Origin of the sequence: Flavisolibacter nicotianae (assembly GCF_003628535.1) — a bacterium.
Classification (GTDB): domain Bacteria; phylum Bacteroidota; class Bacteroidia; order Chitinophagales; family Chitinophagaceae; genus Flavisolibacter; species Flavisolibacter nicotianae.
The window spans coordinates 145,324-159,897 of sequence record NZ_RBCI01000008.1; the positions used below are offsets into that span (position 1 = coordinate 145,324).

Annotated in this window: 8 protein-coding genes; 4 read left to right on the forward strand and 4 right to left on the reverse strand. The window is 52.9% G+C overall.

The genetic code is table 11. The features are described from left to right. Positions 1–104: 104 nt before the first annotated feature. From D6024_RS18950 to D6024_RS18965, 4 genes are all read left to right on the forward strand, one after another. Positions 105–2,519, forward strand: a complete 2,415-nt coding sequence (locus D6024_RS18950) for an alpha-amylase family glycosyl hydrolase (RefSeq protein WP_121356324.1) — start codon at positions 105–107, stop codon at positions 2,517–2,519. Between the two features lie 286 nt (positions 2,520–2,805). Next, the gene (locus D6024_RS18955) at positions 2,806–3,531 is read left to right on the forward strand and encodes an ImuA family protein (protein WP_121356325.1); all 726 of its coding nucleotides are present in this window, start codon (positions 2,806–2,808) and stop codon (positions 3,529–3,531) included. Between the two features lies 1 nt (position 3,532). Continuing rightward, positions 3,533–5,035: a Y-family DNA polymerase gene (locus D6024_RS18960; protein WP_121356326.1), complete on the forward strand. Its 1,503-nt coding sequence runs from the start codon at positions 3,533–3,535 to the stop codon at positions 5,033–5,035. 77 nt (positions 5,036–5,112) lie between these two features. Next, positions 5,113–8,448, forward strand: coding sequence for an error-prone DNA polymerase (locus tag D6024_RS18965; protein WP_121356327.1), 3,336 nt, complete (start codon positions 5,113–5,115; stop codon positions 8,446–8,448). A 185-nt stretch (positions 8,449–8,633) separates the two neighbouring features. Here the strand turns inward: D6024_RS18965 and D6024_RS18970 are convergent, their stop codons facing one another. From D6024_RS18970 to D6024_RS18985, 4 genes are all read right to left on the reverse strand, one after another. Next, positions 8,634–9,938: a gliding motility protein GldB-related protein gene (locus D6024_RS18970; protein ID WP_162944876.1), complete on the reverse strand. Its 1,305-nt coding sequence runs from the start codon at positions 9,936–9,938 to the stop codon at positions 8,634–8,636. Positions 9,939–10,162: 224 nt separating this feature from the next. Then, a complete protein-coding gene (locus tag D6024_RS18975) occupies positions 10,163–10,747 on the reverse strand; it encodes a cupin domain-containing protein (protein WP_162944877.1) in 585 nt (194 codons plus the stop codon). 205 nt (positions 10,748–10,952) lie between these two features. Next, positions 10,953–11,363 (reverse strand): ester cyclase, encoded by a 411-nt coding sequence (locus D6024_RS26850; protein ID WP_162944878.1) that lies wholly within the window; start codon positions 11,361–11,363, stop codon positions 10,953–10,955. A gap of 414 nt (positions 11,364–11,777) precedes the next feature. Continuing rightward, complete coding sequence (locus D6024_RS18985) at positions 11,778–14,408, reverse strand: T9SS type A sorting domain-containing protein (RefSeq protein WP_121356331.1); 2,631 nt, start codon at positions 14,406–14,408, stop codon at positions 11,778–11,780. Positions 14,409–14,574: the final 166 nt, after the last annotated feature.

Below are 14,574 nucleotides of genomic sequence, written 5' to 3' on the forward strand. Positions count from 1 at the left end.
GGGCCAGGCCTTCGAAAAACATACGGCAGCGGTATAAGGCAGTAAACAGGATGTATTTTAAATTATTGTTATAACAAGTTAACTTACTGTCTAACTGTTCGCATATGCAAACAAAGACTGTCACCTTCCGCTTTGTCACGGGTTTGAAAAGACCCATTTTTCGCAATGCCCGGTTGCTGGGCAGTTGGGATGCAACGGGCCATTTTACCGATGTCTGGACCGAAAGCCCGATGACGGAAATCACGGGCGAAGACGGGTGCCCGGTATTTACCGCTTCTGTTTCGCTGGACCTCGCCGACAGCCATCACACCTTTCGGTGGGGGGTGTTGCTCGATGGGCCACAGGGAAGTAATTTCTGGGGCATTCCTACAGAATTGCAGGATGTCAATTCCACGGAACGCTTCCGGCAATTTCGTCTTCAGAGCGGGAATGAAGGGCAGGAGGAAACCTATTATTTCACTTGGCTGCGTCGGCTGGGTGCCAACAAGCACAGTGCAACAGCGGGTGCTGCACCGTTGGTTCGGTTTGCAGTTTGGGCACCGAATGCCAGGAAGGTGGAAGTCGTGTTTGGCGATCCATCCAACGGTTATATCGACGACAACGGCGGCGGCATCGACCCGGCCAGAAGCGTTCTTCCGCTTGCCGCAAACGATGCCGGTATTTGGGCTGGCGTGCTCAGGGAAAACTTTGCATCCTGCCTGGGTGTGCCTTACATGTACCGCATCGAAAATGCGCAGGGAAAAACAGTGTATCGCACCGATATTTTTTCCCGCAGCCAGATCGGCAAGGGTGCTTTCAACCCTGGAGGAAATGCGTATCCCGGTACCCCGGACCAGTTGGATGGCACGGTGAGTTGCAGTGTGGTCATCGACCCGGATGTCGTGCGGTCCACATTTTCTTCCGTACCTGCGGGCACGGTGCCGCCAAACCTAGTACCGGCCGAGGATTTCTGGGCAACCGAGTTTACTGCCGGCCTGCCGGTACCCACGGGGCTCGAAGACCTGGTGATTTACGAACTGCATGTGGGTTCGCTGGGTTTTGGCAAAGCCGGTCCCGGGAACCTGGCCGACGCCCTGGCCTTTCTCGATCACTTGGTGGATCTTGGCATCAATGCCATCGAACTGCTGCCCATGGCCGAATTTTCGGGCAATGTTGCCTGGGGCTATGGCGACAGCCACCATCTCTGCATTGAGGCAAGCGCTGGCGGCCGCGACCAGTACCGGCATTTTGTTCGCGAATGCCACCGCCGCGGTATCGCGGTGATCCAGGATGTCGTTTACAATCATTACGATCCCGGCGCCGAAAGAGCCCAGTGGCAATACGATTCGACCGTGCCGGAGCAAAATATTTACTACTGGTATGAAGGCCGCTCCACTGATTACACATTTGCGGAAGGCGGGTATCTCGACAACGGCTCGAGTGGCTTTACACCGCGTTTTTGGGAAGAAACCGTGCGCCAGCAATTTATCAGTGCTGCCGCTTTCCTCGTGGAAGAAATGCATGTCGACGGCTTACGGGTAGACCTGACACAGGCGCTTCACCGCGACAATGCCCTGCATGCCGATGGGCGTTCAGTGGGAGCAGCCAATGTGTTTGGGCAAAAATTTTTGCGGGAGTGGAGCCGCACCCTGAAAATGATCAAGCCAAGCGTGTTGCTGATTGCGGAAGACCATACCGAATGGGATGCTGTGACCAAGCCGCCTGCCCAGGGCGGACTCGGTTTTGATGCCAGGTGGGAGGCGGCCTATTATCATCACCTGGTCGGAGATTCGGATATGGCCGGCGGTAAAGCAAGGTTGTTGAAACAAGCCGGATTCGGCGGAGATGATCCCTTGCCCATGGACAGCTTTTCTGCGGCTTTGTACAACACCCAATACCGGCAGGTGGTCTTTCACGAGTCGCACGATGAAGCCGGCAATGCCGGCGGTACGGCCCGTACACTTGTAACGGCGGTAAACCATGCAGCCATCTTTGGCGCTACCCGGATCGCTGCCGAGTCGCGGTCGCGGGTTTGTTTTGGGTTGACTCTTCTCTCGGCAGGGACACCCATGTTCTTCATGGGAGAGGAGATCGGTGCGCAGCAGCCCTACCGGTTCAATAGCTTTTTGGCTCACCGCGAAGACATTACCGGCGAACGCATTGCAAACGGTGGCGCACTGTTTCATTTTTACCAGGACCTGATTACGCTGAGCCGCCGGTTGTCCTGCATCCGCAGCCGGAATATCGACATCGTGCACCAGTCTAACCAAAACCGCGTGATCGCGTTCAAGCGCTGGAGCGGGCAGGAAGAAGTGATCGTGGTCGCAAGTCTTAACAACCGGCCCTTCGATAACGGTTATGTCATAGCGAAAGATGCGGCGGCCATCCCCGGTGGCGGATGGAAAGAAATTTTCAACAGCGATGCGGCCCTCTATGGTGGTCAAAATACAGGCAATGCGGGTGCGGTCATCGCTGCTTGGCCGGGACAGCTTTCACTGGTTATTCCGGCCAATGGGTTTGTCGTGCTTGTGCGGCAATGAGGACAAGGTCTATAGCGTTTGCAATTTTGCGATATGGTAAAATGGATATTGCGATACTGAGATAGTGGGATATGACCTGCTGTTGTTCTCCTTTGCATTTTGCAATACGTTTCGTTGAAAAATGAAAATCTCATGTTGAAATAGCCGCTAAATCTCCACGGCTGTCAACTGCGACCTGCCCACCTGTTCTTTCCCGATCCATTCAGTTGATTCAATCGGTGGAAAACTCGCGTAAAAACTTTGCTAAAAAATTTAGTAATTTTGTTTTCTTACTAACCACGACCACATGCCAGCAAAAGCAGACATCCTTGCCCGTTTGCAACGCGACATTCTTTTGTTGCAGGGAATCAAATCGCCTTCTCTTCAAGCCGTGGATGAAACCGGGTTGGGGCGCATAAACGAAGCCTTTCCACATGGCGTCTTCCCACGGTCGGCACTCCATGAATTTTTTTGCACCAGCCAGGAAAGTGCCACTGCATCCATGGCTTTCATTTCCGGCATCGTTTCGGCCCTGACGAAAAGCAAAGGTGTTGTGATGTGGATCAGTTCTTCCCGCAGGATTTTTCCGCCTGCCCTGAACGCTTTTGGCATTCAGCCCGGGCAGGTTATTTTTCTCGAGCTGCAAAAAGAGAAAGAGGTGGCCTGGGCGGTGGAAGAAGCCCTGAAATGCCGCTCACTTTCGGCGGTTATTGGTGAAATGCAGGAGCTGAGTTTTACGGCCAGCCGCCGTTATCAACTGGCGATTGAGCAAAGCGGCGTGGGTTGCTTTGTTATTCGCCGGAATCCCAAAAACCGCACGACAGCTTCTGTAACCCGCTGGCAGGTAGAAACGATCCGCAGCGGCCAGCCGGACGATCTTCCCGGTGTTGGTTATCCACGCTGGCAGGTTAGCTTGCTGAAGGTCCGAAACGGCAAACCCGGAAGCTGGAACGTGGAATGGGTGAAAGGTGCCTTCCGTACTGTTTCGAAACTGGCGATTCTTCACCGCGAGGCACAAAAGAAAACCGGTTGATATGGCCAGGCGTTTTGTTTCCATCTGGCTTCCCTGCCTGGTTACGGATTGGCACATACGTAAACAGCCGCAGTTGCACAACATGCCTTTTGTGCTGAAAGCACCGGTGCGCAACCGCATCGTCGTGACGGCTGTGAGCCCGGCGGCGCTTTCCCTGGGCATCCGCACCGGCACCACGCTGGCCGATGCAAAAGCGTTGGTTCCTTCTTTACAGGCACTGGAGCACAAACTAGGTTTGGCGGAGCAATTGCTCCAGCGCATGGCCGAATGGTGTATTCGTTTTACACCCGTTGCTGCTCCCGACCCACTCGGTGGCCTTCTACTCGATGCAAGCGGCTGTGCGCATCTGTGGGGTGGGGAAGATGCCTACCTGGCAGATATCTGTAAACGCTTAACGGCAAGGGGGTATTCGGTTCGTGCAGCCATGGCCGACACCATCGGCGCTGCCTGGGCCGTGGCCCGTTACGGAAACACTGCACCGGTCGTGGACAGCGGCCACCACCGGAAAATATTGCTTTCGTTGCCGGTTTCTTCTCTCCGTTTGGAAGAAGAGATGATTGTTCGCCTGCACAAGCTGGGACTGCGGCAGATCAAAGACGTGATGGCCTTGCCGCAAACTTCCCTGCGCCGCCGGTTTGGTGCACAGCTTATCCAACGCATCAACCAGGCCTTGGGTGATGAAGAGGAATGCATCCAGCCGGTTTATCCCCCGGAGCCTTTCCAGGAACGTTTGCCCTGCCTGGAACCCATTCGCACGTTAACAGGAATTGAAATCGCCTTGCACCACCTGTTAGCGGCTTTGTGCGACCGGCTTCGCAAAGAAGGCAAAGGTTTGCGAAGCGCTTTTTTTCGCGTCTACCGCGTGGATGGCGGCACACAGGGCATCGAGATCGGCACCAACCGTTCTTCCCACAACGAAGAACACCTGTTTCATCTTTTCAGCCTGAAGCTGTCGACAATCGAACCCAAAGAAGGCATCGAACTTTTCCTGCTCGAAGCAACAAAAGTGGAAGATGCCACACCGCTCCAGGAAAGCTTGTGGGAGGAGGGGAGCGGCCTCCAGGATCCGCGGCTGGCCGAACTGGTGGATCGTCTTGCAGGCAAGCTGGGACAGGAAGCCATTTGCCGTTACCTGCCTGCAGAACACTGGTGGCCCGAGCGTTCGTTTAAAAAGGCAGCCTCGTTGGACGAACTGCCGGCTGCCGGCTGGAAACTGGATCGTCCGCGGCCTTTGCAATTGTTGTCGCCTCCCGAACGGATCGACGTCACGGCACCTATTCCCGATTACCCGCCGATGTTGTTTCGTTACAAAGGCTCAGTGCATAAGATCGTCAAAGCCGACGGACCCGAACGCATCGAACAGGAATGGTGGATACAGGATGGCAAACACCGGGATTATTACTGCGTGGAAGACGAAGAAGGCAGGCGGTATTGGTTGTTTCGGTCCGGGCATTACAACGAAGAGGAAACACCGTCGTGGTTCCTGCACGGGTTCTTTGCATAGAGAATAAAAAGCCAGCACTATAAAAGTTGGAAGATTCTTCGTGAGGCTCCGTGCCTTCGTGGTTCAAAAAATCAAACATGATATACTCCGAACTCCAGATCACAACCAATTTTTCTTTTCTCCGTGGTGCGTCACACCCTGAGGAGTTAGTGGAATACGCTGCCGTCCTGGGCTATACTTCGCTTGCCGTCACCGACCGCAATTCAGTAGCCGGTGTTGTTCGAGCCCATGCGGCCGCCAAAAAGCACCACATCCGCCTGATACCAGGCTGCCGGTTAGCTCTTCTCGATGGCCCGGGGCTGTTGGCTTATCCCACTAACGTTCATGCATGGGCTAATCTTTGTACGCTTCTTTCCACCGGTAACCTTCGTGCGGAAAAAGGAGACTGTCATCTTTACAAGAAAGACGTTTTTCAACGGGGTGCAGGTCTTCACTTCATCATCTTGCCACCCGAAACCCTCAACGAAGATTTTCATTTTGATCCCTCTTTCGAAGCGGCGCTCAGCGAATACAAAGCAGCGTTTGGCAACCAGCTTTCACTTGCCATAACCCGTCGTTACAACGGTGACGATGGCAAGCAACTTCACCGTCTGCGTCAGCTAGCAGAAAAATGTGATGTTCCGCTTGTTGCCACCAATGACGTGCACTACCATAACCACGAAAGACGGCAGCTCCAGGACATCCTTACCTGCATTCGCGAAAAATGCACCATTCACAATGCTGGCTTCCGTTTGCTTCCCAATGCCGAACGCTATCTCAAACCGCAGGAAGAGATCTTTCGCCTTTTCCGCCGCTACCCCGAAGCCATTCAGCGTACACAGGAAATTGCTGCGGCCTGCCGGTTCTCACTCGACGAACTGAAATACGAATACCCCGAGGAGATTACGACCGAAGGCCGCACCCCACAGCAGGAACTGTCGCAGCTGGCCTGGAAAGGGGCGATGGAGATCTTTGGCGAACCGTTGCCGTCTAAAACTGTCGCTGCCATCAACCACGAGCTGCAGTTCATCGAGCAGATGAATTATGCCGCTTATTTTCTGACGGTGTACGACATTGTGCGCTTTGCCCGCAGCCGTGACATTCTTTGCCAGGGACGTGGCTCGGCAGCCAATTCTACCGTGTGCTTTTGTCTTGGCATTACGTCTGTCAACCCCGAAAAATTCGACCTCCTGTTTGAACGTTTTATTTCCGCTGCCCGCAACGAGCCACCCGATATTGACGTGGACTTCGAACACGAACGCCGCGAGGAAGTGATTCAATACATTTATGAAAAATACGGCCGCGACCGGGCTGCCATCGTGGCTACCGTCACGCAGGTGCACGGGAAAGGTGCCATCCGCGATGTGGGCAAGGCCATGGGTCTTTCGGTAGATGTGGTGACCAAACTTTCCAGCCTCTTGCACCACTTCAGCGACGAAGCGATCAGCGATGCACACGTAAAAGATGCGGGTATGAACCCGGCCGATCCGCACCTGCGCAAGACACTGCAACTCACGCAGCAGTACATGGGTTTTCCCCGCCAGTTGGGACAGCACACCGGCGGCTTTGTCATTACCCGGCATAAGCTCTCGTCTCTTTGTCCCATCCTCAATGCCCGCATGCCGGGTCGTACCTGTATCGAATGGAACAAAGACGACATCGACGTCCTTGGCTTTCTCAAGATCGATGTGCTGGCGCTTGGTATGCTTACCTGCATCCGCAAAGCGTTTACCCTCGCCAAACAACACTACGGTTTGCACCTCACCCTTGCCAATATTGAGCAGGATGATGCAAGGGTTTACGACATGATCTGTGCTGCTGATACCATCGGTGTTTTCCAGATCGAAAGCCGTGCCCAGCAGGCCATGCTGCCGAGGCTGAAGCCGCGAACTTTCTATGACCTCGTAATCGAAGTGGCCATTGTGCGGCCCGGGCCTATCCAGGGCGATATGGTGCATCCCTACCTGCGTCGCCGAAACAATGAAGAACTGGAGGAATATCCCTCGGAAGAACTGCGTGAAATTCTGCAGCGAACAAAAGGGGTTCCGCTTTTCCAGGAGCAGGCCATGAAGATCGCGATTGCAGCTGCCGGCTTTTCTCCCGCCGAAGCCGACGAACTGCGCCGCAGCATGGCGACGTTCAAACTACCGGGCAGGGTCAACCTTTTCCAGCAAAAACTGGTGAGGGGCATGATGGCAAACGGTTATGCAAAGGACTATGCCGAGCGGGTGTTCAAACAGCTTGAAGGGTTTGGATCCTATGGTTTTCCCGAGAGCCATGCTGCGTCGTTTGCACAATTGGTTTATGTTTCGAGCTGGCTCAAATGCTATCTTCCCGACGTCTTTGCCTGTGCCATTCTCAACAGCCTGCCCATGGGTTTTTACCAGCCGGCGCAACTGGTGCAGGATGCCCGGAAACATGGTGTAAAGGTGCTGCCGGTTGATGTAAACCATTCGGGATGGGATCATCAATTAGCCCCCCCGCCCCCCAAGGGTGGAGAGGCCTCCGCACCTTCCTCGCTTTGCAACGATGTTGTATCCAAGTTTGGTTCTTGCTTTAACGAGGGGTGTGAGTTGGAAAGCCCCTTCACCAAAGGGGTTTGGAGAGGATTTCCCCTGGGGGGGAGGGGGACTCTTCGTCTCGGCTTCCGCCTCGTAAAAGGATTGCGGGAAGACGATACACGGTTACTCCTTGCCGGCAGAACGAGTGCTTACACCAGCATCAACGACTTGCGGGACGCAGGCCTTTCCGATGCGGCACTGGAACGGCTGGCCGATGCCGATGCTTTCCGATCCCTTGGGCTCGACCGTCGGCAGGCTTTGTGGGAAGTCAGTACGAAGGACCGTCCGCAGGCTCTCTTTGCCGGGCAGTCTTCACCCGATGCCGTTGGCGAAAATGTGAAACTGCCGCTGCTCCGGCCCTCCGAACACGTGGTACAGGATTATGCCACCACATCGCTTTCCCTCAAGGCGCACCCGGTTAGTTTTGTGCGGCCGCAGTTGGAGCAATTGCACGTGTGCTGCACCAAAGACCTTGCAAAATTGCAGAACGGGCAGCCCGTGAAAGTAGCCGGCCTTGTGTTGGTGCGGCAGCGGCCCGGCACAGCCAAAGGCGTATGCTTTATGACCATCGAAGATGAAACCGGTTTTGCCAACCTGGTGCTTTTTCCAAACGTGATGGAGCAATACCGCAAAGCCATCATTGGTGCCCGGCTCTTTCTCGCTGAAGGCACGGTGCAGAAAGAAGGCGAAGTGATTCACCTGATCGTGAAAGCAGGCTACGACCTTTCAAAGCTGTTGCGCAAACTAACGGCTACGGGTAACGAAGACCTGCCTTTACTTACCCTGTCACGTGCCGACGAAAAAGTCCCGGTACAGGATCAGCGGGTGACGAAGCAGGAAAAGCTTTTCCCCGATGCAAGAAATTTTAAGTAATGAATGGTGAACGTTAATTCTGCTTACCAGTTGCCTACCGGGTGACAATTCAGTTGCTGCTGCCGTTGGCAGAAACATCGGCAGCAGCAACTGAATCAGCAGTGATGGCGATTCGACAGCCAACTGCGTACTGTCGACTGCCTATTTCAACTGCCACAGTATCGGCCATGCATTGCTTCGGCTGTTCATTTTGTTTTAAAGTTTACGTCGTAGGGCCGGAGCGGGTAACCTTCTGTTGACCGGAAACTCTTGTCGGTCACGCTAAACTCGTACTCGTGCCCCGGCTGCATGTCGACGCGAAGGGAAAACGACTTTCCATCTTCGGAAAAGCCGCCCACGCCGGAAATGGGTGCATATGCTTTGCCGCGTTTTCCGTAGTTGATCGAAAAACCCTTTTTGTTCATCGGCGCCGAAAAAACGATTTTGATTTCTTTGATAGACGCATCGACCAACGTATCGCCATTGGCAAATGGTTCCAGCCGTAAAACAGTTGGCCGCCTGGATTCAAACTGTTGGACCAGTTCTGTTTTGTTCAGGGGTGTATCGTAGTAGGCCGATTTTTGCAGGAAGGTTTCAACGGCTGTGCTGTCCGCGTAATTCAATTCAATGATTTCGCTGATGGCTTTTTTCCTGTCTGCCGCGTGTGTGTAATAGGCCTTGCAAATGGCATAGCCCATAAAATAGCCCAGGTCTGCCATTGTTTGCGCAGCACTGCCGTTGTAAAGCCAGTTGTAATACGCCGTGGTGAACATTTGCTGTTTGAACGGTTCTTTCAGTTCTGCTTCGTGCTGCCGTCCGTACTGGAGATAGTTGCTCTGCAGCGGCTGTTGCATGACCAGTTCTGTAATGAAATCACAGGCGCCTTCTTTGATGGCCTGGCCCAAAAGATTTTGCGCTTCCCCGTTTTGCTGCGTATGGATATATTCATGGATGTTGAGCGGAACAAGATTGTTGGTTTCCTGGCTTTTAAAAACACCCGCAAGCCAGTTATCGGGAAATTCCGATACATCGGTAGCCGCGTTTCCTGTTGCAATTTCTGTCCCGATTAGTACCATGTCCTTCATGGTTGTACCGCCGGAACGCAGGCCACCAATGGTAAAATACATTTTGGCTTCCTTCAGCGCAGGATAAAGCTTTTTCAGTGCCTGGATGCTTTTCTCTATTTCTTTCGCCTTTGAGCGAACCGTAAGTGTATTGGGCCGGATGGAGCGCCAGAACCGGGGATATTTGCGAATCAGGTCAACCCATCCTTCTGCCGTATAGTCCCTGGCTTCCATAAATGCTTTTAATCCTTCGGTGCCCTTAGCAATGTAGAGGTCACGGATCATTCGGACCTGCTGTACACTGTCTTTTGTTGTTTGTAGGCTGTCATAAGCACGCCAGAAATTGCCGATGTCGGACGTAAAAACCGTTGGCCGGGAGCTTTGCCCTGCAGACAGGAGAGAAAGTGTCAGTAAAACAAAAATGAGATAAGCAGCTTTTTTCATCATGAAGGTTGGAATTGATTGGCAAAGATTCAGGGCCTTGCATGGTGCGTAACGTCCTTCAATGCCTGTGATAAAGATAGACGTTTCGAGTTTTTTCCTTGCCGATGATGAACGCCCCGTTTCGGGATGCAGGGCACTTTTTACATGGTTCCAGTCAGCGATAAGAATTTTTAATTGTGATTGTGACACAGGTAGGCAAATTGGCGCTTGCCCGTTGTGCGCTGGTGTTATTGATCCGGGGACCCGTCTTTATACACCATCCCGTATTTTTCTTCGGTGGCTTTGTATTCTTCGGCCGTTCTTTCTTTTGCCGGCATTCCAACCGGTGTGCCGTTTTCGATAAAATACTCCTCGAACCCCGCAGGTGTATACTGGAAAACCATTTGCAGCTTTTCCTGGCCGGTATTATCCAGTCCATGCCAGGTGCCTTTCGGAATATAGGCCACTGTGCCGGTGTTGACGTTAATGGACTGCTCGCCTAAGGTGAGGGTGCCTTGTCCGCGGTGAATAAACACAAGTTCGTCATGATAAAGGTGCTTGTGCACCCGCATTTTGCGCCTTGGCTCCATTTCCTCGATACAAAACGAGATGCCCTGAACACCATGCTTCGCTTTGGAGATCTTTATGGTGATTGGAATCTTGCGCCTTGTGAGAATTTGAATCCCTTCGTATTCGTGAACGACGATACCGTCGTTATCACCGGAAAGTGCGTTTGCAAAACCTGTTTGCGGAAGGCTTCCGAAAAGTGACGCAACAACAGCTGTAACCCCAGTTTGCAAAAACTGCCTGCGTGGTTGCCGATGGGTAGCCATAAGAACGATTTTATCAACCTGTAAGGTAGTCTTTTTCGCGATGGCCGGTAAACCGTAAGCAGCTTGTAGTTTTTCTGTTGAAAGATTGAGTTGCCGGACGAAGGTGGCCAAACAAAGGTTGGCAAATGCCACACAAAAGATGTCTTCTCCGGGGCGCATTTCTCCCGAAGCGTTAAGTCATTTTTTTGTTCACAGTTTGGCTGTGTCAGGCTGCTTCCATCGGTGTTAAAACCTGTCCAAGCTGTTGGTGCATGCCAAGGAAGTCGTAGTGATTCCATGCCTCCGCGATTTTCCCGTTTTCCACCCTGACCATGCAAAGACCGGAAAATTTTACCGCCTTCCCGGTTTCGCGGTGCCGGGCCGTTACTTCCGTCAGCCCGCATTCCATGTCGTCCTGGGCAACGACATCTTTCACCGCAATATGGATCGCGTCGAATTGTTTTTTAAAGTCGCGGTAAAAAGTTTTGAACCCGGCTGCGCCTTTCGGTTGCCCGGGAGCGATGATCCCATGCGCATGAGAGTCTGTCGTCATTAATTGGTCGATGGAATCTTCCCGGTTTTGATTCCATACTTCCTCGAACCAGCGATAGAGCAAGGTTGATTTTGTGTTACGCATAAAAAGCAGTTTTGAGTGAACAATCAGTGCGATGCCTCCTAAGGCAGAGGGATGATTGGACATGCCGTGCAACGGCGAGCAGCTTTGCGCAGTAGGGCGGTTTTGATCTGTTGCCTTGCTTTTTGCAAAGACCACAGTAAAGGTACTTGATTTGACGTATGATGGAAAAATAACATGCAAAAGCCGTTCGTAGCGATACGCTTTATGTGGTATGACTCGTCGGGTAAGTCGCGATCGTAAGATTGAAAGCAGATGATGGATGAGAGGACTGCAGGCAGAAGTGCACGGCATTGTAGAAAGGCGATCGGTTTGTCCTGGCCTCATTTGTGTTGACCAGGTGTGGATGCTGCCATTGGATCAAAACAAAAAAGCAGGACCCGGAAGTCCTGCTTTGACAAATCGTTTGTATCCCCTTTATTGTTTGACCAGTTGCATTTGTTTCTGGACAGAAGGGCCCGAGAGCTGGAAGGTGTACAGTCCCCTGGAAAGCGTGTTTACCGGAATGATCACCTGGTTGCTTCCTCCCTTTAATGAAACAGACGCGGAGATCACCACTCTTCCACTTTGATCAATGAGGCTGTACTGCACTTGTTGTGCAGACGGCAGGGAAATCATCAGCGTCGCCTGCTCCTGTACCGGGTTGGGGTAAAGCAAAACCACGCTGCCGTCTTTGCGACAGGAAACGGCCACCACTTTTGAATAGGAGAAAGAGCCGTTCTTATCAACCTGTTTCAGGCGGTAATACGCAACGTCCTGCATCGGGGAATCATCCGTAAAGCGATAGGCTTGTGTCGCCGAGGAATAACCAACCGCGCTAACGCTACCGATGGCCGTGTAGGTTCTTCTGTCTATACTTCTTTCAACGATAAAATTGAGACTGTTTTCTTCTTCCGCGGTTACCCAGGTGCACACCACTTTCGCTGCAAGGGTGTGTTGCGCAGTGGCGGTAAACGAGAGAAGTTTTACCGGCAGTACAACAGAAGAAAGGGCAGCGAGGTTACCTGTCGCCGAAGCACCCATGGTGGCAAACTGGCCACCTGTATATACCGTGCTGCCGTTGACAGCAAGGGCATAAACACTACCGCCAGCGTTCGGATCCCAGGCCGCAGGAACACCAGCCGACGCATCGATTGCGGCGATCCGGTTCCTGGTTTGTCCGCCGATGGCCGTAAAGTCACCGCCAACATATACAGTGTTGCCACTGGGCACAATGGTATTAACCGTATTAGATGCATTCGGATCCCAGGCTGTGGCCGTGCCGGTGGCGATGTCCAGCGCCGCGATCTTGTTCCGTGTTTGCCCGCCAATAGAGGTGAACGTTCCTCCTGCATAAATGTTGCTGCCATCCGTAGCGAGGCTCAAAACATAATTATTCGAATTGGGGTTCCATGTCGTAGCAGTACCGGCAGAAACATCCAGTGCCGCAATGCGGTTTCTGGTTTGTCCGCCGATGGAAGTGAAATAGCCGCCGACATACGCGTTGCTTCCATTCAGAATAATGGACCAGACGTAGTTGTTCGAATTGGGGTTCCACGCTGTAGCCGTACCGGTTGTGGCATCGAGTGCGGCAATGCGATTTCTTGCCTGTCCGCCAATAGATGTAAACGATCCACCTGCATAAACCGTGCTGCCGCTGACAGCCAGCGTAAGCACAAAGTTGCTTGCGTTGGGGTTCCAGGAAGAAGCATTGCCGGTCGTGGCATCCAGTGCCGCGATCCGGTTTCTTGTTTGTCCGCCGATCGACGTAAATGCTCCGCCGGCATAGACGGTACTACCGCTGACGACCAGCGAATACACCGTATTGTTTGCATCGGGGTTCCAGGCTGTTGTTGTTCCAGTTGAAACATCGATAGCAGCAATGCGATTTCTTGTTTGTCCGCCGATAGAGGTGAATGCTCCGCCGGTATACACAGTGCCTCCGCTAGAGGCGACAGTATAGACCGTATTGGTCGCATTCGGATCCCAGGCACTTGCTGTACCGGTCGTGATATCCAGTGCCGCAATGCGGTTCCTGGTTTGTCCGCCGATCGAAGTGAAATCACCACCGACATAGATCGTGCTGCCCGTGATGGCCAGCGAGCGGACCGTGTTATTGGCATTTGGATCCCAGGCCGTTGCGTTACCAGTTACGGCATCGAGTGCAGCGATCCGGTTCCGCGCCTGTCCGCCGATCGACATAAATGCACCGCCTGCATACACGATACTACCGTTGACAGCCAGCGAATGAACAAAGTCATCTGCACTTGGATCCCAGGTGGTAGCGGTGCCGGTTGTGGCATCCAGTGCAGCAAGGTAGTACCGCACCTGTCCGCCAACGTTATTAAACGTTCCACCGGCATACACGGTGCTGCCGTTGACAGCCAGCGAATACACTTCGCCATCAGCGCTGGGATCCCAGGCTGTGGCACTCCCTGTTGCGTCGATAGCTGCAAGGTAGTTCCGCGTTTGTTCGCCGACAGCGGTGAATGCGCCACCTGCATACACGGTGCTGCCACTCATGGCCAGTGCGTAAACCGTATTATTGACACTTGGATTCCACGCAGTCGCATTTCCGGTGGTGGCATCCAGTGCGGCAAGAAAATACCGCGTCTGTCCACCGATGGAAGTGAAATCACCGCCTGCATAGATCGTATTGCCGCTCACGAGTAAGGAGTGAACCGCATTATCCGCGCCGGGGTTCCAGGGATGAACCGTTCCATCTGCATTGATCCGCGCAATCGAATTGCGGGGTACGGCACCAACGCTGGTAAAATTTCCGCCGATGTACCATCCACCGCTTCCGTCGGGTACCGCTGTATAAACAGCTCCATTTGGCCTGGCAACAGAAAGATCGGGAGCGCCGGTGCTGACACTTAGCGATGTGCCGTTAGGAACGTTGGGACCGACATACGTAAAATCGCCGCCGATGTAAAGAGTTGATCCGCTTTGAACCATTGTGCGAACCGTACCATTGGTCAGATACCAGCCGGTGAGAGGCGCCTGGCCATTCGATTGAAGGAAGGCAATAAAAAGCAGGGAAAGGAAAAGTGTAAACTTTTTTCTCATAAGAATTGGAAGTTTCGTTTTTACAGGGACTACGATTTAATAAACAAGGCGTAAGATAGGAACCATTTGCAGGAAATTATATTTCGCGACAACGTTTTATCCGCCTGTCAGGAACAAAAAGTGGAAAAGCGTAAGAATACCAAGGGAATTTGACCATTCCTGTTTC